This window comes from Pseudoalteromonas byunsanensis, assembly GCF_001854475.1.
In the GTDB taxonomy this organism is placed as follows: domain Bacteria; phylum Pseudomonadota; class Gammaproteobacteria; order Enterobacterales; family Alteromonadaceae; genus Pseudoalteromonas; species Pseudoalteromonas byunsanensis.
The window spans coordinates 368,098-387,220 of the sequence record NZ_MNAN01000035.1 but is presented as its reverse complement, the minus strand read 5'-3'; the positions used below and the strand labels follow the sequence as shown (position 1 = coordinate 387,220).

14 protein-coding genes and 1 tRNA gene are annotated in these 19,123 nt (G+C 42.9%); 12 read left to right on the top strand and 3 right to left on the bottom strand.

Going from position 1 to position 19,123, the window contains the following annotated elements:
- The first annotated feature begins 134 nt into the window (after positions 1-134).
- The 3 genes from BIW53_RS17965 (at position 135) to rimI (ending at position 1,030) form a co-directional block, all read left to right on the top strand.
- Positions 135-211: transfer RNA gene (locus BIW53_RS17965), tRNA-Trp, on the top strand.
- Between the two features lie 77 nt (positions 212-288).
- Entirely contained in the window at positions 289-564 is a 276-nt protein-coding gene (locus BIW53_RS17960) for a hypothetical protein (protein WP_070993388.1), read from the top strand.
- A gap of 46 nt (positions 565-610) precedes the next feature.
- The gene (gene rimI / locus BIW53_RS17955) at positions 611-1,030 is read left to right on the top strand and encodes a ribosomal protein S18-alanine N-acetyltransferase (RefSeq protein ID WP_070993519.1); all 420 of its coding nucleotides are present in this window, start codon (positions 611-613) and stop codon (positions 1,028-1,030) included.
- Here the strand turns inward: rimI and BIW53_RS17950 are convergent.
- Complete coding sequence (locus tag BIW53_RS17950) at positions 1,002-3,692, bottom strand: hybrid sensor histidine kinase/response regulator (RefSeq protein ID WP_070993387.1); 2,691 nt, start codon at positions 3,690-3,692, stop codon at positions 1,002-1,004. The genes rimI and BIW53_RS17950 overlap by 29 nt on opposite strands.
- A 469-nt stretch (positions 3,693-4,161) precedes the next feature.
- Between BIW53_RS17950 and prfC the strand changes: the two genes are divergently transcribed.
- From prfC to BIW53_RS17930, 4 genes are all read left to right on the top strand, one after another.
- Positions 4,162-5,745: a peptide chain release factor 3 gene (gene prfC / locus BIW53_RS17945; protein WP_070993386.1), complete on the top strand. Its 1,584-nt coding sequence runs from the start codon at positions 4,162-4,164 to the stop codon at positions 5,743-5,745.
- 21 nt (positions 5,746-5,766) lie between these two features.
- A complete protein-coding gene (gene argS, locus BIW53_RS17940) occupies positions 5,767-7,509 on the top strand; it encodes an arginine--tRNA ligase (protein ID WP_070993385.1) in 1,743 nt (580 codons plus the stop codon).
- Positions 7,510-7,600: 91 nt separating this feature from the next.
- Positions 7,601-8,242: a pyridoxamine 5'-phosphate oxidase gene (gene pdxH / locus BIW53_RS17935; RefSeq protein ID WP_175442166.1), complete on the top strand. Its 642-nt coding sequence runs from the start codon at positions 7,601-7,603 to the stop codon at positions 8,240-8,242.
- Between the two features lie 67 nt (positions 8,243-8,309).
- A complete protein-coding gene (locus BIW53_RS17930; RefSeq protein ID WP_070993383.1) occupies positions 8,310-9,074 on the top strand; it encodes a TatD family hydrolase in 765 nt (254 codons plus the stop codon).
- Here the strand turns inward: BIW53_RS17930 and BIW53_RS17925 are convergent.
- Positions 9,041-9,658: an AhpA/YtjB family protein gene (locus BIW53_RS17925; RefSeq protein WP_070993382.1), complete on the bottom strand. Its 618-nt coding sequence runs from the start codon at positions 9,656-9,658 to the stop codon at positions 9,041-9,043. The two genes, BIW53_RS17930 and BIW53_RS17925, sit on opposite strands and share 34 nt — an antisense overlap.
- Positions 9,659-9,733: 75 nt before the next feature.
- On the opposite strand from BIW53_RS17925, the gene serB reads away from it, so the two are divergent.
- Both serB and BIW53_RS17915 read left to right on the top strand, forming a co-directional pair.
- Positions 9,734-10,756 carry a phosphoserine phosphatase SerB gene (gene serB, locus BIW53_RS17920; protein WP_070993381.1) on the top strand — a complete coding sequence of 341 codons (1,023 nt, stop codon included), beginning with the start codon at positions 9,734-9,736 and terminating at the stop codon, positions 10,754-10,756.
- 140 nt (positions 10,757-10,896) lie between these two features.
- A complete protein-coding gene (locus BIW53_RS17915) occupies positions 10,897-11,634 on the top strand; it encodes a hypothetical protein (RefSeq protein ID WP_070993380.1) in 738 nt (245 codons plus the stop codon).
- A 30-nt stretch (positions 11,635-11,664) separates the two neighbouring features.
- Here the strand turns inward: BIW53_RS17915 and BIW53_RS17910 are convergent, their stop codons facing one another.
- Positions 11,665-13,023 (bottom strand): hypothetical protein, encoded by a 1,359-nt coding sequence (locus BIW53_RS17910; RefSeq protein ID WP_070993379.1) that lies wholly within the window; start codon positions 13,021-13,023, stop codon positions 11,665-11,667.
- A 563-nt stretch (positions 13,024-13,586) separates the two neighbouring features.
- Between BIW53_RS17910 and pdhR the strand changes: the two genes are divergently transcribed.
- The 3 genes from pdhR (at position 13,587) to aceF (ending at position 18,973) form a co-directional block, all read left to right on the top strand.
- On the top strand, positions 13,587-14,336 hold the full coding sequence (gene pdhR, locus BIW53_RS17905; protein ID WP_070993378.1) for a pyruvate dehydrogenase complex transcriptional repressor PdhR: 750 nt from the start codon (positions 13,587-13,589) through the stop codon (positions 14,334-14,336).
- 62 nt (positions 14,337-14,398) lie between these two features.
- The gene (gene aceE / locus BIW53_RS17900; protein WP_070993377.1) at positions 14,399-17,065 is read left to right on the top strand and encodes a pyruvate dehydrogenase (acetyl-transferring), homodimeric type; all 2,667 of its coding nucleotides are present in this window, start codon (positions 14,399-14,401) and stop codon (positions 17,063-17,065) included.
- A 12-nt stretch (positions 17,066-17,077) separates the two neighbouring features.
- Complete coding sequence (aceF, locus tag BIW53_RS17895) at positions 17,078-18,973, top strand: pyruvate dehydrogenase complex dihydrolipoyllysine-residue acetyltransferase (RefSeq protein WP_070993376.1); 1,896 nt, start codon at positions 17,078-17,080, stop codon at positions 18,971-18,973.
- Positions 18,974-19,123: the final 150 nt, after the last annotated feature.

Sequence of the window (19,123 nt, the reverse complement as noted above, 5' to 3'; positions counted from 1 at the left end):
TACTAAATTTAGTCTAAATTTAAGGGCGAATTAGGTAATATTCGCCCTTTTGTTTATTTTAGAAGCAGTTAAACGGGTTTTTCATAATTTTTCTTTACCTTTGGGAAAACCTCTTTATAATGCGTCGACATTGCAGGGGCGTAGTTCCAATTGGTAGAACAGCGGTCTCCAAAACCGATGGTTGCGGGTTCGAGTCCTGCCGCCCCTGCCACTTCTTTATTATTTTTGCTTTATATTCTTCAAAGCAGTATATTCCAAACTTATTAATACTCAGTACGACAGGCAATTATGCACTCTTTGTATGCTGAAATCTTAGATATCACACCGCTTGCTTTAAATAATCGCTATCGTGTCAACGATGGTGGACATGATGCGTACGAAACACCTGAACCATGTCACCTTAGCGCTATACTGTGGGAAGATATTAAACTTGCTACAACGCGTGAATTAACCTGTGTGTTCAAAGCAGAGCGTATTGAGGTTCAAGGTGCCTCGTTGTACTTACCCGCAGAGCAATTATCTAGTGCGCAAAAGCGTCAGTTATGGACCTTACTTAGTGAATAAATCAGTACAACGCAACGTATTATCTAATGTGGTATTTGAACATTTGATGGCAATCGAAACCGCATGTCATGAATTTCCTTGGTCAGCAAATACAATGCAATCATGTCTAGCAGGACGTTACTTTAATGGTGCAATATTCGAGCATGAGCAACTAGTTGGATTTTACATCGGAGAGGTTGCTGGGCCTGATCATACGTTGATGGATATTTGCGTTGCACCTGCTTACCAAAGGAAGGGATTAGCCAAAGCATTGTTAACTGACTTTATTGCTGCCAGTGAACAAGCAGATGCAGAAAATTTGTTTTTAGAAGTGCGAGCGTCTAATAAAGGAGCCATTGCTTTGTATGAGTGGGCGGGGTTTAGCGAAGTCGGCATACGCAAAAATTACTACCCAAGTGCTAGTGGCAATGAGGATGCGATTCTAATGGCAATGGCGCTTAGCTTCGGATCTCAGAGTAGCCTATAGACTCACTTGTTTGCTGTGTAAGCGTGTATTTGATGGCCTCTATCAACGAAAGCATGGCGTAATGCCATTGATTTTCGTCGCTGGTGCGTAAAATTTGCTCTAGTTGATCTGCGGCACTATGAATATTCATAAAACCGAAGCAACCAGCGCTACCTTTTAGGCTATGTGCCAAAGCTTTCAGAGATTCCCAATCACCATGTTGATAATGTTGCTGTAATTGCGCTAAGTAGTCAGGGAGTTTTTGGTTGTAGTTTTGTGCAATTTGCGCGAACTTCTCGCTTTTAAGTAATGAGTCCCACTTTGAGTCACTAGCGGCTTGAATCTGAAGGTGTTTAAGTAATACCTTTCCCAATAGCTCTCTATCGATTGGTTTGGCAAGAGTGGCATCACAGCCTGCTTGCAAGTAGGATTCTATATCGTGTTTCATCACATTGGCGGTCAATGCGATTATGGGGCCATCGTAAGCGGCATGGCGCAGCATTTGAGTTGCCTCAAGACCGCCCATCACCGGCATTTGCATATCCATTAAGATAAGTTGATAGTCGTTAACCAGAGCTTTTTCAACGGCTTGCGCACCATTGTTTACAACATCTGGAGTGATGCCCCAAGCATTTAGGAGTAGGCAGATCAGTTCCTGATTATCTGGATTGTCTTCGGCCAATAAAATACGGGCGTTAACGTGAATATCAGCAAACTCTTGAGAAATATTTGCTTTGGTTTGCCGCTCCGCGAGGGCATCTTGCATCTGCGGTGGGTTATCTTGGTAATTACCTGCAATCGTGACAATAAACTGACTACCAACGCCTTGCTCACTTTTAACGTTCACATCACCCCCGAGCAATTGTGCCAAATTCTTTGCAATACATAACCCTAAGCCCGTGCCGCCAAAGCGACGTGTAATAGTACTATCTGCTTGTTCAAACGGCTTGAAGACTCTGTCTATTTCGCCTTGTGACATGCCAATACCAGTATCTTCAATAATAAAATGAAAGTGCTGAGTTGACTCATCATAAGATACTTCAATGGTGACATTACCATATTCTGTAAATTTTACTGCGTTGCTACATATATCAATTAAGATTTGTTTTAGTCTAGTTGCATCGCTATACAATACTTTAGGGATTGGAAACTGGTACTTAATAGCAAAGGATAGCTGTTTTTGCTCGCTCATAGGCATGATTATGTCGGCAACATCTTCCATAAGTGGCTGGATATCAACTTCACTACATTCTACCGCCAGCTTTTCGGCTTCAATCTTTGATAAATCCAAAATATTATTAATTAATTCAAGTAAGTGCTTAGAGTTACGCAACATGGTCTCTAAGTGTTTCTGGTTGCATTTTGTGTCACGATTATTTATTAATTGCTCCGTAAAACCAATAATAGCAGTCAAAGGGGTGCGGATTTCGTGACTCATGTTTGCTAAGAAACGGCTTTTCAACTCGTTTGCTTGTTCAGCTTGCGTAAAAGCGGTTTCTAATTGCTGGTTCATACGTTCAAGTGCAAATGTTCGGTTATCAACCTTCTCTTCTAGGTGTAGCTTGTAGTCTTCAAGCTCTCCTTGAAAATCCCTAATTTGCTTAACCATGTGGTTAAAGTCTTTAAATAGTTTTCCTACCTCATCTTTATTGTCGTTGGGCAAGTAAACGCTGAGATCACCGCCACCAACTCGGTGGCTAGCCTCACCCAACAGTTCAATTGGGTTGATCAAAAAGCGCTTGACTACAATTAGTACCAAAATAGGCAGAGCGATGATTGAGAGTAACACGATAAGCGCGGTAAGGTTTTTAATTGCCTGGCCAGATTCATATAGCAAATCTTTAGGGATCGCTGATAAATAGTAATAGTCATCACTCAACTGCACCGCATAGCTGATCATATCTAACTTATTAATGCTAGGCAGGTTAATACTTTTGAGCTCTTCGTGATCCGCGAGGTCATGGATCTGTTCCACTTCTTGTAATTGTAAATTTTGTGCGTATAAAAGCGGTGTAGAACTGAATAGAATTTTGCCCTCACCAGTGAACAATAAGTTAAGGGCATTATCATAGGGGGACTCTAAGATAGAGTAATTGATGATAGAAGGGTCTACACGCATGATTACATACCCAGCCTGTGTTGCCTGATTGGCAGAGTTACCGATTTCATATACCCGCTGCACAAAGTACAGATGCGTTGTGCCATTATCTGTTGGGACCATAAAATATTGTTGGCGCAAGTTACTGGAGAGTACCTTTTTGAAAAAGGAGTAACTCTCTGGCGGTTTACTCAAATTGTTAGCTAAATAAGCATTACTTTGACCTTGCTGATCAACCAGATTAATGCTGAAAATATCAGGGTAGGCTTCAGTGTAGCTAGCAAATACGTTTTGCAGTGCACTCAGACGCTGTTTTGTTTCTTCTGAGTCAAGATAACGCAGAGCAAGGTAATCGTTGAGTACCGGAGAGGATGACAGTAATTTTGTTGTTGATTGATATATATCGATATAGTTGAGTATTTTTTGTTGTTGTTGTTCAACAAAACGACTAACAGTGAGCTTAGCTTGCTTTTGTGTTGAATTGGTCACATTCGTTAGCGTAAAACCACCGAGAAATAGCGAGGGTAACACCACTAAAGGGGTAATATAGCGTAGCAGTTTTATGCTTAACTTGCTTATTTTCATGGCGTTACGATTATGTCCCTATGAAAATCATATCGATATATTCAGGCTTAGAAATTTTGTTAGTCTAAAGCCTTTTACGTTTCTTCTTTAGTTAGTCAGTCGGCTAAAAGCAGAGAGTTTATTATGAGCCTTAGGCTATCAATGTAGACCAAATTATGAGGAACTGACAATACAATTTCTAAAACGCTAGAATTGAAAACAATAACTTATATTCCATGTTGGTATCGATTTGGTATACGCAGCCTAGTGATGGTTAGTGCCTATACTAAGGCGAAGTTATCAGATTTCTCCATGATGTTTTGAACTGATGAAAGTTTGTTCTGATATACGAGGCTGTGATAAAGCACACATTCTCGCCCAATAACTTAATCTTGCGGCTTTTTTGCCCCGTGTAAAACAGGTATAATCGGCAAAATTTTAACTTGTTTCGCAAACAGAACTGCGAGCACACAGGGCAAAAGCTGCTTACATGTCAAATATCGTCAATGAAATACAAAAGCGACGCACGTTCGCTATCATCTCGCACCCGGATGCGGGTAAAACCACCATCACCGAAAAAGTCTTGTTATTCGGAAAAGCATTACAAAAAGCGGGTACCGTTAAAGGTCGCGGCTCTAATCAACATGCTAAGTCCGATTGGATGGAAATGGAGAAAGAGCGTGGTATCTCGGTAACGACTTCTGTGATGCAGTTTCCCTACAATGAGGCGCTAGTTAACCTACTAGATACTCCTGGACACGAAGACTTCTCTGAAGATACGTACCGTACACTAACCGCGGTTGATTCATGCTTAATGGTGATTGATGCTGCGAAGGGGGTAGAGGATCGTACTCGTAAATTAATGGAAGTAACTCGTCTGCGTGATACGCCGATCATTACTTTTATGAATAAGCTTGACCGTGATATTCGCGATCCAATGGAGCTATTGGATGAAGTTGAAACAGAGTTAAATATTGCGTGTGCACCTGTGTCATGGCCAATTGGTTGTGGTAAAGAGTTTAAAGGGGTTTACCATATCCACCGCGATGAAACTATCTTGTACCAAACAGGACAGGGTCACACTATTCAGGAAAAACGCGTGGTCAAAGGGTTGGATAACCCAGAGCTTGATCAGGCTATAGGTGATGAGCTAGCGGCACAGTTACGTGAAGAACTTGAGCTAGTGATGGGCGCATCGCACGAGTTTGACAGAGAACTATTTTTAAAGGGTGAGCTTACGCCAGTATTCTTTGGTACTGCACTAGGTAACTTTGGTGTTGACCATATGTTGGATGGTCTGACTGAGTGGGCGCCGGCACCAATGTCTCGTCAGTCAGAAGATCGTGAAGTTAAAGCCGAAGAAGAGAATTTCACAGGCTTCGTATTCAAAATTCAGGCGAATATGGACCCTAAACACCGTGACCGTATCGCGTTTATGCGTATCGTGTCGGGCAAATATAGCCAAGGTATGAAAATGAATCATGTACGTATCGGCAAGCAGGTGAGTATTTCCGATGCGGTAACTTTCATGGCTGGTGATCGTGAACGTGCAAATGATGCTTTTGCAGGTGACATTATCGGTCTGCATAACCACGGTACAATTCAAATAGGTGATACTTTTACGCAAGGCGAAAAGTTAAAGTTCAGCGGTATTCCTAACTTCGCTCCTGAGCTGTTTCGTCGTATTCGTTTAAAAGATCCGTTAAAGCAAAAGCAGTTGTTAAAAGGGCTTGTACAACTTTCTGAAGAAGGTGCAGTGCAGGTATTTAGACCTTTAATTAACAACGACTTGATCGTTGGTGCTGTGGGTGTACTACAGTTCGATGTGGTTGTGGCTCGCTTAAAAGCAGAATACAACGTTGACGCTATTTATGAGAGTGTCAATGTACAGACGGCACGTTGGGTAAGTTGTTCAGATGAAAAGAAAATGGCGGAGTTTAGACGCAAATGTGAGTCAAACTTGGCGTTGGATGGAGGCGATAACCTAACGTATATCGCTCCAAGCCGTGTAAATCTTAATTTGTCTATGGAACGCTACCCTGATGTAGAGTTCCATCATACACGTGAACATTAAGCCGCATAGAAAGGATAAGCAATGAACATCAAAAACATTTTAATTGAAAAAGCCAATGCGGCCATGTTGGCTGCGGGGATCCCTGAAGGGACAAACCCTGCGGTGACGCAAAGCACTCGTGCGCAATTTGGTGATTATCAAATTAACGGCGCGATGGGCGCTGCAAAAGCGTTGAAAACTAACCCAAGAGAGCTTGCGCAAAAAATTATCGACAATCTAGATGTGAGCGATATTGCTGCACAGACAGAGATCGCAGGCCCAGGTTTTATCAATATTCATTTAAAACCAGAGTTTTTATCAGCTAGTTTAGAAGCCGCCAACAAAGACTCAAAGCTTGGCGTGTCTGAGCATCAACCGGCTAAAAAAGTAGTGGTTGACTACTCATCACCAAACCTTGCTAAAGAAATGCACGTAGGTCATTTACGTTCAACCATTATTGGTGACTCGGTGGTTCGCGCTTTAGAGTTTCGTGGGGATACCGTGATCCGCCAAAACCATATGGGGGACTGGGGGACGCAATTCGGTATGTTGATAGCGCACCTTGAAGATTTGTTAAATCAAGGAGTTGACCTAGAAAACGTCGCATTAGCAGATCTGGAGAGTTTTTATCGTGATGCGAAAAAGCGCTTTGATGATGAAGAAGGCTTCGCAGACAAAGCACGCGACTATGTAGTTAAACTACAAAGCGGAGATGCGCATTGTAAGAAGTTGTGGCAAATGTTTATTGATACCTCAGTTAAGCATTCTGAAGAAGTATATCAGAAGCTAAACGTGACGCTCACACGTGACGATATCATGGCTGAAAGTGCGTACAATGAGCGTCTTTCTGGTGTGATTGACTTACTTAAGTCAAAAGGTATTGCGGTTGAAGACCAAGGCGCACAAGTTGTGTTCCTTGACGAACTTGCGAATAAAGACGGTGAACCTTCGGTATTTATCGTACAGAAATCAGGTGGTGGTTTCTTGTATTCAACCACAGACTTAGCGGCATGTGATTACCGTTCTAATGAGTTAGATGTAGATCGCATCTTGATCTTTGTGGATGCTCGTCAAGGGTTGCACTTTAACCAAGTTGAAATCACGGCACGTAAAGCGGGCCTTTTGAAAGATAAAACAACCTACGAGCCAAGCCTATTCGGTACTATGATGGGAGAGGATGGTAAACCATTCAAAACCCGTACTGGTGGCACAGTTAAATTGGCAGACTTGTTAGAAGAAGCGGTAAGTCGTGCAACAGAAAAATTGGCAAATAGAGACTCAGGTTTATCTGATGAAGAACGTAGTGAAATTGCTCGAAAAGTAGGTATTGGCGCAGTTAAGTACGCAGACTTATCTAAGCACCGTACCAGTGATTACATCTTTAACTGGGACTCAATGCTCAGTTTTGAGGGCGCAACAGCACCATACTTGCAGTATGCTTATACGCGTGTACGCAGTATCTTCCGCAAGTCGGGTGTTGATAGCAATACCTTGAATGCCCCTCTGAGCATTATTGAGCCTCAAGAAAAAACATTGGCTCTTAAGCTACTGCAATTAGAAGAAGTACTTGATCTGATGATCAGTGAGGCGACACCGCACGTACTATGTGGGTACTTATATGAGTTGGCAAGTTTATACATGACTTTCTACGAAGCTTGTCCGATTCTTAAGGATGATGTGGCAAGCGATGTACGCGACAGTCGCTTAGTGTTGTGTAACCTCGTTGCCAATACGCTACGTACCGGCTTGGAGTTATTAGGTATTGAAGTGATGGAGCAAATGTAAAATCGCATTCGCTTAGTTACTTAGCACTGTATAGGTGTTAATCTAAAAGCCGCATAGAACCTTGTTTAGTGCGGCTTTTTTGTAAGGAAAAATCATGAAGCTTGAAGATATTCGTCGAGAATACAGCAAAGGGGGCCTGCGTCGAGAAATGCTGGCACAAACGCCAACCTTGCAGTTTGAGTCTTGGCTGCAACAGGCCGTTGATGCAAAGTTTGCAGACCCAACGGCGATGGTGGTCGCCACGGTGGATGAGCACGGTCAACCATCACAGCGTATTGTTTTATTGAAACATTTAGATGACAATGGCTTTGTGTTTTTTACCAACACGGGCTCTCGTAAAGCCCAAGAAATAAAAGGCAACAATAAGGTCTGTCTTCACTTCCCTTGGCATGAAATCGAACGTCAAGTGATTGTGTATGGCGAAGCTAAACCACTATCAACGGCAGCGGTTGCTAAGTACTTCTTATCACGTCCGGCGGAGAGCCAGATTGCGGCTTGGGCATCACAGCAGTCGCGTCCTGTTTCTTCACGCAAAGCTTTAATGGAAACCTTTCACAGCATGAAAGCCAAATTTTCTAAAGGTGAGATCCCGCTACCAGACTTTTGGGGAGGGTATTGCGTTGAGCCATCTAAAGTTGAGTTTTGGCAAGGTGGTGAACATCGCTTGCATGATCGTTTTATGTACATAAAACAAAGCGATGGTAGTTGGGAAATTAGTAGGCTCAACCCTTAAGAGGTAGCTTAAGGCAGCCAGAACGCGCTGCCTTATAACCCAAGGCTGCGCAGCCACTAAGCTAACTATGAAATTCATTGACACTCATTGCCACTTGGACTTTGCCGAGTTTAAGCCCGATTTGGAACTGCAACTAGCAAACGCGCAGGCGTTGGGCATTTGTAGTTTTATCGTGCCCGGTATAACAGCAAGGCAAAGTGAGACCTTGCTGGCATTCGCGAAACGCTACCCACAGTGTAGGGTCGCGGCGGGGTTACACCCGTATTTCATTGACCAGCATACTGAAGAGGCTCTACATCAATTCATTGCATTTGCCAATGAAAATCATCCGTACTTGGCAGCCATTGGAGAATGTGGTTTAGACGGCACATGTCCACACATACAATGGCAACAAGAAATTTTTGCAGAACATATAAAACTCAGTAATGCCCTACAGTTACCCTTGATAGTGCACCATCGACAAACACATCATCTGATTGCGCAAGCCTTTAAGCAAACACCTCCAAAGTTTGGTGGAGTGATCCATGCCTTTTCTGGGTCTTTACAGCAAGCAAAATATTACCTTGAACAAGGTTTTAAGCTTGGGGTAGGTGGCACCATCAGTTATGAGCGGGCAACCAAAACCAAACAGGTATTCAGTCAATTGCCTTTGGACAGCTTGCTATTGGAAACCGATGCACCATCTATGCCTTTGTCAGGCCATCAAGGTAAAATTAACGAGCCAAAGCGTTTACTAGATGTGTTTGAATGCTTATGTCAATTACGTAGTGAAAGCCCTGAGCAAATTGCACAGCAACTTTATTTATCATCTTGTACGCTTTTTCGAATTTGACGTTTTACTTCCCACCCTTTGAGTGCGCGACCAATTTGCCAAGTAAATACACCGGTGATAAGTAACATTACAAGCACCATACGTCCTAATTCGTGAAAGTGATAATGGCTTTGACTCATCGCTGATTGAGTTAAATACACCATGGCGACGAACCCCTGCGGTCTACCATCGTTAGTGATAGGCTCAACCACCGACGTTTTAAGTTTACTAATACCTGGGAGCTCTTGTGGTAAGCCGTAAATATTATCGTTTTGTGTAAAGCCATCACCAGCTATAACAAGTTCACCTTTGTTGTTATAAATGGCGATGCTCAGTACATTTTTGTCACTTTCGAGGTGTTGGCATAGCTGTTCTAATAAAACCAAGTTATCGTTCACGAGCGGTTTGGCGGCGTTTAATGCAAGCTGGCGAGCTAGACTTCGAGCGTTCATATCAGCTTGTTTGTACAATAATTGATGCGATTGAAAGCTGGTATTAAAGGCAAGCCAGGTTAAAGTAATAAAGCAAGCCGCAGCAACCATCAAGCGTACTAATCGACGGCCACGTGAAGACTTTAATAAATCAATTGCTTGTGTATTTTTCATATTACCTATGTTGGTTGCTGACAGTATCATTGATAGATGTTAAAAAGGGCGAGTCTGTTACTTAGGAGCTTATGTATGCCAACCTCTAGCCTTGTGCAATTACCTGATCATGATTTATCCCATATCTTCACTTTAGCAAAATGGTACCGAATTGAAAGGGCGCAGTGCTTACTAAATGATATGGCTCCTGATAGCCAGCAAGGGGTTTTTATTACTTTGTTTGGCGAACATTTAACGACCGCTAAATTACAAAATTTTCTTGCGTTTTTGCACGACTCAGACCTACCTGTTAGTGCCATATGCCAATACCACCCACACCCGGCATTACCAGAAGCCGTGGTTATGTTTGTTGAAAGTTACTATGTACCAGAGGTAACCGAGCAGCTCAAACAACAGCTCAGAGAGGCGGCGCATTCATTGGCTCTGCAAAGTACTATTTTGGCTAATCCAGCCACTATTTCAAAACCGGGATTGCTGGTTATGGATATGGACTCCACCGCGATAGAGATTGAGTGTATTGATGAAATTGCTCGTTTAGCCAATGTTTATGATGAAGTTGCAAAAGTAACGGCCCAAGCCATGGCGGGGCAACTGGCATTTAGTGATAGTTTACATCAACGAGTGAGTAAACTGGCTGGTATTGAGCTTAGCTTGATCAAAGAGTTAAAGAATAACTTACCGTTGATGGACGGAATAAAAACACTATGTACTCACTTAAAGCAACATGGTTGGCATTTATATATTGCTTCGGGTGGGTTTACTTGGTTTGCAGAAGCTTTATTAGAGCCGTTACAACTTGATAGATGTTATGCCAACGAGCTTGAGATTGCGCACGATTGTCTAACTGGCAAGGTGCTTGGAGAGGTGGTTGATGCTCAGAAGAAGGCAGACATACTACGCATGTTGACCCAACAGCATGGTCTGGATAAGTCTCAAACCGTGGCAATGGGTGATGGTGCTAACGACTTACTGATGATGGCTCAGGCGGGCACTGGGATAGCGGTGCATGGTAAACCTAAGGTCGTTGCTCAAGCTGATGCGGCGATTTGTGAGGGATCATTGCTACAGGCTCTTTATCTGCTGTCTATCCCGCTTTAAATGAGTAATAAGAACCGCGGAGATAGGTCATATGTTAGGTAAATTAAGTGAATATTTTATGTAAATAATAGTTTAAGCTAAACTTCAAGACAGTCTGACCGATAACTTATAAAAGTTCATTAAGAAAAGGATATTTTTTTATGAAAGTTAATGCCAATCAACTGATTGAGATGGGGGCTTTAGCGAATAAAGGGCCCTCAAAATCAATTAAGCAGGAAAATACCGCTACTGTGCAAAACAGTGATCTTAAATTAGCTGCTGATACTTATCACGGTGCAAAAGAGCAGATCCCAGACCCCACTTATAGTCGTCCTATTGTTCTTGAACAAGCACAGCAACTTATAGAAGAGCCAGAGCAGACAAGTGCGAGACTCAATGAGGCCTATCACCAACTCTACTTCAATGGTGATATGTATAAAGCAGCGGATGAATTGGCTGGGGAATACAACCAGTTTATGAGTGAGCTGGCCAGCAGTAACCCGCAACTTGCTCAAAAAGATTGGGCATTCTCAGTTGATGAAGAAGGGGCGATTAAGGTCTCTGGCCAGCTAAGTGCGGATGAAGTCAGCTATTTGGAAGACAAGTTGAATGAAAATGAAAAGCTCGTACAGCTAGCAAATGACGTTAAAGATAACTTCTTGAAGTATACAGAGCTTGAGCGTGGACCAAGCGAGCAAGGAACCAGTCAATACTGGGGAAAGTATGATGTGAGCAACGAGAACTTTGCAGAAATAATCGACATGAGATCCCTGATGAAAGAGCAAATCAAGGAAGATGAAGTCAGCGTGCGTATTGGCAATAACTTAAATATGTTTGGCTTCATTGATAATATGTCTGAACAGCTAAGCGGCAAAGCTCAAGCAACATACGCAGCATAAAAAGTCAGGCCTAGGCCTGACTTCACTTAGTTAAGATTTCTCACTAGAAACTAGGTCTTGGTCGCAAATATGGCCTAGATAGACCCATGGTACGTTTTCGCCACCAATACCAATTTTATCCATGACACCATCGTTATCACTGTCTAAGTTGGTATCTATTTCAAGCCTCCAGCCTTTTACTTCCACGTCAGAATGCCAAGTATTTTTGTATCCTAAGCTATACTGCGTGTGCTCTATATTAGACACCTGTGGTGAACAGGTTCCTAAGTTAATGCTATTTGATATTCTGCCATTGGTATCAGATGTTTGCACATAATCAGTCGTGCCGTCGGTATCAGCTAGCACTAATTTAGCGCTGGCATTTTCGATTGGTGCGCCCGTTGAGTCATTCAATGTCAATGACCAGTTAAGGTTTCTGTACGCTTGAGTTGTTAGATAAGGGTCGCTAAATGCAGAATATGGAATACGTATCACGTTTGCTTCACCAGAGATTTTGTGACTACTGAATGACGCGACAACGGACTGTACGGATAAAGTGTATTGGTTATTGGTATTCACCGGCAACGCTGTGTTGGCCCTAACTCTAAGGGTAATAGTTTGGTTTTCTTGTAAACCTGAAATTGGATGTACTTTGTTTGCCGCTAAAGGTACCCAACCATTATTGTATACTTCAAAAATATATTCATCTGAGCTGTTATCCTTTAAACGTAAAGCAAGGTTTTGACCGTTAACAGCTGTGAATTGATACATATCGATATCAGTTGCACTGTCCATATTGCCTTGAATGACGTTTTGACCTGTCGATAACATCGTTGCGGTTGCAACTGTATCATTAAATTCATATTCATCTAGCTGTGTAGCTACCGCAGCACCAAAGTTAAATGCAGAACCATCTGACTCTTTTACTTCCATATACCAGTAGTAGTGTCCAGGTTCAGTCAATGCGACGACTATTTCGTCATCGGTGCCCTGATTAGCACTGGTTCCCAGTACACTAAACGTATCGTCGGGATTATGTTTGAGTACATTCAGATCAATGTCTGAGGTGCCGGTTTGTCCAACCAACAGAGCGGTTGTTTTACTTCGTTCAGTTATCTGGAAGTGATAACAAATCGCATCGCCAGCAGATGCGCCACTAAGTGTATACAGATTACCTGTTGAGAGCGTTGGGCATACAGGTGTAATACTTTCAGTGGTGGTTTCTTGTGTGGAAAAGTTAAGTTGGCGATGTGTGTTGTGAACGAGTTTTGGTTGAGTGGGATTGAGCATGTTTTGTTTAGCTGAATGTAACTTAACTTTACCAGCGTCGGTTAAATTATGTTCCAGTGCATGTGCATTAGAGAGAAACGCGAATGGAACAATAGATAGAGCTATTGTAGATAATTTCATATAAATATCCTTTTATATTGTTGGTTTATCCACCACTATAAAAGCACATCAGTTAATACTAATCAATGTACTAAATGTAGGTAAGTTTCATACCCCTTATTAGTGAGAAAAGCGCTATTAGGGCTATCAACATTTGTGAAGAGTGCTTGATGAAGGAATTGCGCGAAACCTAAAAGTACTAAGCGACTTTAGTCTTGTCATTAAAACATGGACCACATTCCAAGCGAGTAGTGAAAACAGGCTCTGCGCTGTTCTTTTTTGTGTAAAGTTGCTATTTGATTTATTTCATTGCAGGTGAAGCTTACTTGTTGGGAAAGATTTAATCTCCATTTAACTGGTCAGACCTTTTTCATAATCCTAGGCAATTCGATATTTTTGTATAAAGTTTAGACTTTAACTATGCACTTTCAGTGGGTATTTATACGCAGATTTTTGACAGTGTTCATTGATTTTGATAACGTATTGTGCAAATTTGGTATGACCAATTTACCTTTTGGTTTTAATGGATCGGTCAATCGCAATTAGTTGCGGTTGGCAGTACACTGAAATTCGGCGTTAGATCAATGTCTTTAAAGATAAAAGCAGCGAAGTTATCCGATGTTATTTTAGAGCAGCTCGAGAATATGATTCTAGAGGGCTCTTTAATGCCAGGAGAAAAGTTACCGCCTGAGCGCGAGCTTGCTAAGCAATTTGAGGTATCGAGACCTTCATTGCGCGAAGCAATTCAAAAACTCGAAGCAAAGGGCCTCGTAACGCGCCGCCAAGGTGGAGGAACTTACGTTAAAAACCAATTGGAAGAGGGGCTGACTGATCCGTTATTTGATTTGATCAGTAAGCATCCTGAATCACAATTTGATTTACTTGAGTTTCGTCACGCACTTGAAGGTATCGCAGCCTATTATGCTGCGCTACGTGGTACCGATACAGATTTTGAAAAGGTACAAAATAGCTTTGATAGTATTGCCCAAGCACAAGGGGATCTCGCCCAAACTGCCGCAGCCATCAATGCGTTTCACTTTGCAGTAGCCGAAGCCTCGCATAACGTGGTGTTGTTGCATTTAGTGCGTGGTATGCAATCGTTACTCGAACAGAACGTGTTGCAGAACTTAACGGTATTGGTGCAAAAATCAGAAGTAAGTGAGCAACTGGGTGAGCATAGAAGGGTGCTGTTGGAGGCTGTTATTAATGGCAATCCAGAGCAAGCTCGTCTAGCCAGTAACGCGCACTTAGCGTTTATTGAAGAAGCATTACTTGAAGCGGGCAAAGAGCGTTCGCGCATCGAGCGTAGCTTAAGACGAACAAAGCAGCAGTAAGCGTGCTGATCACATTAAGACTGAATAATAAATTCGTATTTTAAACATAAGGAAAATTCCATATGTCTGAAGTCAATAAATTTGACGTAGACGCGTTAGAAACCCAAGAGTGGTTACAAGCGCTTGAGTCGGTAGTAAAAGAAGAAGGTGTTGAGCGCGCGCAGTTCTTGTTAGAGCAAGTACTTGAGCAAGCACGTCTTGAAGGCGTAGATATGCCAACTGGCACAACTACTAACTATGTGAATACCATTCCAGCGGACCAAGAACCTGCATATCCAGGTGATGTAAATATTGAGCGTCGTATTCGCTCAATCATTCGTTGGAATGCCATCATGATCGTATTACGTGCGTCAAAGAAAGATTTAGAACTTGGCGGACATATGGCGTCTTATCAGTCGTCAGCAGCATTCTATGAAATGTGTTTTAATCACTTTTTCCGCGCACCTAACGAGGTTGACGGTGGTGATTTAGTTTATTATCAAGGTCATATTTCACCGGGTATTTACGCTCGTGCATTCTTAGAAGGTCGTTTAACGGAAGAGCAGTTAGATAATTTCCGCCAAGAAGTAGACGGCAACGGCATTTCATCTTATCCACACCCTAAACTGATGCCTGAATTTTGGCAATTTCCTACGGTTTCTATGGGTCTGGGACCAATCGCTTCAATCTATCAGGCTCGATTCCTTAAATACTTGGACGGCCGTGGCTTAAAAGATACCAAGAACCAGCGTGTATATGCTTTCTTGGGTGATGGTGAGATGGATGAGCCAGAATCACGTGGTGCAATTTCATTCGCGGCACGTGAAAAACTCGACAACCTTTGTTACTTAATCAACTGTAACTTGCAACGCCTAGATGGCCCAGTAATGGGTAATGGTAAGATCATTCAAGAGCTTGAAGGTCTGTTTAGAGGTGCAGGTTGGAATGTGATCAAGGTAGTTTGGGGATCTGGTTGGGATAAGCTTATCGCTAAAGACACCACAGGCAAGCTACTTCAGTTGATGAACGAAACTATCGACGGTGACTATCAAACCTATAAAGCAAAAGATGGTGCGTACGTACGTGAGCATTTCTTTGGTCGCTACCCTGAAACAGCTGCGTTAGTTGCTGATATGACCGACGAAGAGATCTTCGCATTGAAGCGCGGTGGTCATGAGCCTTCAAAGCTATATGCGGCATTTAAAGCGGCGCAAGAAACTAAAGACCGTCCAACTGTGATCTTAGCTAAAACTGTAAAAGGTTATGGCATGGGTGAAGCGGCTGAAGGTAAAAACATTGCCCACCAAGTTAAGAAAATGGACATGACGCACGTAGAGCACCTACGTTCACGTCTTGGCCTGCAAGACTTGGTTGCTGACGACGAACTAGTTAATCTACCTTATTTGAAACTTGAAGAAGGTTCAAAAGAGTACGAATACTTGCACGCTCGTCGTAAAGCTTTACATGGCTATACACCTTCGCGTTTACCTAACTTCACCAAAGAGCTAACTCTACCTGAAGTCAACGCATTTGAGCCGCTGTTGCAAGAGCAAAAGCGTGATATTTCAACCACCATGGCATTTGTTCGTGCGCTTAATGTATTGTTGAAAGACAAAAACATTGGCCAAAACATCGTACCAATCATTGCTGATGAAGCGCGTACGTTCGGTATGGAAGGTTTATTCCGTCAAATCGGTATTTACAATCCACATGGCCAAAACTATACGCCACAAGACCGTGATATCGTTTCTTACTACAAAGAAGCAACTTCAGGTCAGGTTCTACAAGAAGGTATCAACGAACTAGGTGCTATGTCTTCATGGGTTGCAGCGGCAACATCATACAGCACCAACGACTTGCCGATGATACCATTCTACATTTACTACTCTATGTTTGGTTTCCAACGTGTTGGTGACATGGCATGGATGGCAGGTGACCAACAAGCTCGTGGTTTCTTACTAGGTGCAACTGCTGGCCGTACTACGCTCAATGGTGAAGGTCTACAACACGAAGACGGTCACTCGCATATTCAAGCAGGCACCGTGCCTAACTGTATCTCTTATGACCCGACATTTGGCTATGAAGTCGCGGTCATCATGCAAGACGGTATTCGTCGTATGTACGGTCCTGAGCAAGAAAATGTGTTCTACTACCTGACATTAATGAACGAAAATTATCACCAGCCAGCTATGCCAGAAGGCGCTGAAGAAGGTATCCGCAAGGGTATCTACAAGCTTGAAAGCAATGCCGGTGACAAAGCACATGTTCAGCTATTAGGCTCAGGCACTATTTTAAACGAAGTACGTAAAGCGGGTGTAATCCTAAGCGAAGAGTTTGGCATTGGTTCTGATGTATTCTCAGTGACGTCATTCAACGAATTGACACGTGATGGTCAAGACGCTGATCGTTTCAACATGTTAAACCCTGAGTCAGAAGCAAAAGTACCTTATATAACGTCTGTACTTGGTGAGTCACCAGCTATTGCGGCTACGGATTACATGAAAAACTATGCAGAGCAAGTACGTGCCTTTATGCCTAGTGTATCTTATAGAGTGCTAGGTACTGATGGATATGGTCGTTCAGACAGCCGTGAAAACTTACGTCGTCACTTTGAAGTTAATGCTGGATACGTTGTTGTTGCGGCACTAACAGAGCTTGTTAAGCAAGGCAAAGTTGAGAAGTCAATGGTGGTTGAAGCTATCAAGAAATTTGATATTGATGCTACCAAAACTAACCCACTTTACGCATAAGGGGCGTTACTAATGACAATCGAAATTCATGTTCCAGATATTGGTGCTGATGAAGTTGAAGTTACAGAGATCCTCGTAAAAGTTGGGGATTCGGTTAGCGAAGAGCAATCGCTTATCACGGTTGAAGGTGATAAGGCATCAATGGAAGTACCTGCTGCACAAGCAGGTACTGTTAAAGAGATCAAAATTAGTGAAGGTGATACGGTATCAACTGGCTCGCTTATCATGATCTTTGAAGCTGCCGATGGCGAGCAACAACAGAGTGAGCCTGCTACTGAAGAAAAGTCAGAGCCAGCAGCTGACTCATCTGACACGACTGAGTTACAAGAAGTACATGTACCAGATATCGGTGGTGATGAAGTTGAAGTGACCGAAATTATGGTTGCGGTTGGTGACAAAGTTGAAGCTGACCAATCAATTTTAAATGTTGAAGGTGATAAAGCTTCAATGGAAGTGCCAGCACCATTTGCAGGTACTGTTAAAGAAATCAAAGTTGAAGTTGGCGCTAAAGTCTCAACCGGTTCTTTGGTGTTTGTGTTTGAAACAGGCGCTACAGGCGGTGCTTCAGATAAGTCTGAGTCAGAATCTAAATCAGACTCAGCCAATACAGCAACATCGTCTGAACTAAAAGAAGTTCATGTGCCAGATATCGGCGGCGATGAAGTTGAAGTCACCGAGGTGATGGTATCGGTAGGTGATAGCGTTGCTGCAGACCAATCAATCCTAAACGTTGAAGGCGATAAAGCCGCAATGGAAGTACCGGCACCATTTGCGGGTACTGTTAAAGAAGTAAAGGTTGAAGTGGGCGCTAAAGTGTCAACTGGGTCTTTGGTATTTGTATTTGAAGTTGCAGGCAGCGCGCCTAAAAAATCAGCAGACAAGCCTGCTGAATCAAAACCAGCAGCTGCGTCAAGCGATGCACCGAAATCTTCAACGCCAGCAGCATCTAGTGTAAAAGAAGACTTTGAAGCAAATTCATCTTATGCGCATGCATCCCCAGTGGTTCGTCGTTTAGCACGCGAATTTGGGGTAAACCTAGCTCGTGTTAAAGGCACCGGTCGTAAAGGCCGTGTGATCAAAGAAGACGTACAAAATTACGTGAAAGAGCTTGTGAAGCAAGTTGAATCTGGCAAAGCTGCAAGTGGTAACGCTGGCGGCGGTGAGCTTGGACTGATCCCTTGGCCTAAGGTTGATTTTAGCAAGTTTGGTGAAATCGAAGAGAAGAAGCTTTCTCGTATCCAAAAACTTTCTGGTGCTAACTTACACCGTAACTGGGTTCAAATCCCACATGTTACACAGTTCGATGAAGCAGATATCACAGCGCTTGAAGCATTCCGTAAAGAGCAGAATGTACTGGCTGAGAAGAAGAAAATGGGCGTGAAGATCACTCCACTTGTCTTCGTGATGAAAGCAGCTGCGAAAGCGTTGGAAGACTTCCCAACGTTTAACTCTTCATTGTCAGAAGACGGTGAAAGCCTGATCTTGAAAAAGTACGTACACATTGGCATCGCGGTAGATACTCCAAATGGCTTGGTTGTACCTGTGGTACGTGACGTAAACAAAAAAGGTATTATTGAGCTTTCTCGCGAGTTAATGGAAATTTCAGCTAAAGCACGTGAAGGCAAGTTAACCTCGTCTGATATGCAAGGTGGTTGTTTTACTATCTCAAGCTTGGGTGGCATTGGTGGTACGGCATTTACGCCAATCGTGAATGCGCCAGAAGTCGCTATCTTAGGTGTGTCAAAGTCTGAGATGAAACCTAAGTGGAATGGTAAAGAGTTTGAGCCGCGCTTAATGGTGCCGCTAAGCTGCTCTTACGATCACCGTGTAATAGACGGTGCGCTAGCAGCCAAGTTTACTGTAACGCTTGCAAGCTACTTGAGCGATATTCGCCAATTAGTGATGTAATTTGTTGTCCCGCCTACTATTTAGGCGGGACATCTTTTTGTGCGGATGATACACTTTCGCACACTTAAAAACTCTCTCTGCCATGTACCGGTAATTTGTATGCGGCAGGCATTTTGGGTGCGGATACTCAAAAGAGTACAGTCCCGTTCG

What these genes read in the sequence shown, in the direction of transcription:
- BIW53_RS17960 (WP_070993388.1), top strand. Translation starts at nt 289, where the DNA reads ATGCACTCTTTGTATGCTGAAATCTTAGATATCACACCGCTTGCTTTA.
- rimI (WP_070993519.1), top strand. Translation starts at nt 611, where the DNA reads ATGGCAATCGAAACCGCATGTCATGAATTTCCTTGGTCAGCAAATACA.
- BIW53_RS17950 (WP_070993387.1), bottom strand. Translation starts at nt 3,692, where the DNA reads ATGAAAATAAGCAAGTTAAGCATAAAACTGCTACGCTATATTACCCCT.
- prfC (WP_070993386.1), top strand. Translation starts at nt 4,162, where the DNA reads ATGTCAAATATCGTCAATGAAATACAAAAGCGACGCACGTTCGCTATC.
- argS (WP_070993385.1), top strand. Translation starts at nt 5,767, where the DNA reads ATGAACATCAAAAACATTTTAATTGAAAAAGCCAATGCGGCCATGTTG.
- BIW53_RS17930 (WP_070993383.1), top strand. Translation starts at nt 8,310, where the DNA reads ATGAAATTCATTGACACTCATTGCCACTTGGACTTTGCCGAGTTTAAG.
- BIW53_RS17925 (WP_070993382.1), bottom strand. Translation starts at nt 9,658, where the DNA reads ATGAAAAATACACAAGCAATTGATTTATTAAAGTCTTCACGTGGCCGT.
- serB (WP_070993381.1), top strand. Translation starts at nt 9,734, where the DNA reads ATGCCAACCTCTAGCCTTGTGCAATTACCTGATCATGATTTATCCCAT.
- BIW53_RS17915 (WP_070993380.1), top strand. Translation starts at nt 10,897, where the DNA reads ATGAAAGTTAATGCCAATCAACTGATTGAGATGGGGGCTTTAGCGAAT.
- BIW53_RS17910 (WP_070993379.1), bottom strand. Translation starts at nt 13,023, where the DNA reads ATGAAATTATCTACAATAGCTCTATCTATTGTTCCATTCGCGTTTCTC.
- pdhR (WP_070993378.1), top strand. Translation starts at nt 13,587, where the DNA reads ATGTCTTTAAAGATAAAAGCAGCGAAGTTATCCGATGTTATTTTAGAG.
- aceE (WP_070993377.1), top strand. Translation starts at nt 14,399, where the DNA reads ATGTCTGAAGTCAATAAATTTGACGTAGACGCGTTAGAAACCCAAGAG.
- aceF (WP_070993376.1), top strand. Translation starts at nt 17,078, where the DNA reads ATGACAATCGAAATTCATGTTCCAGATATTGGTGCTGATGAAGTTGAA.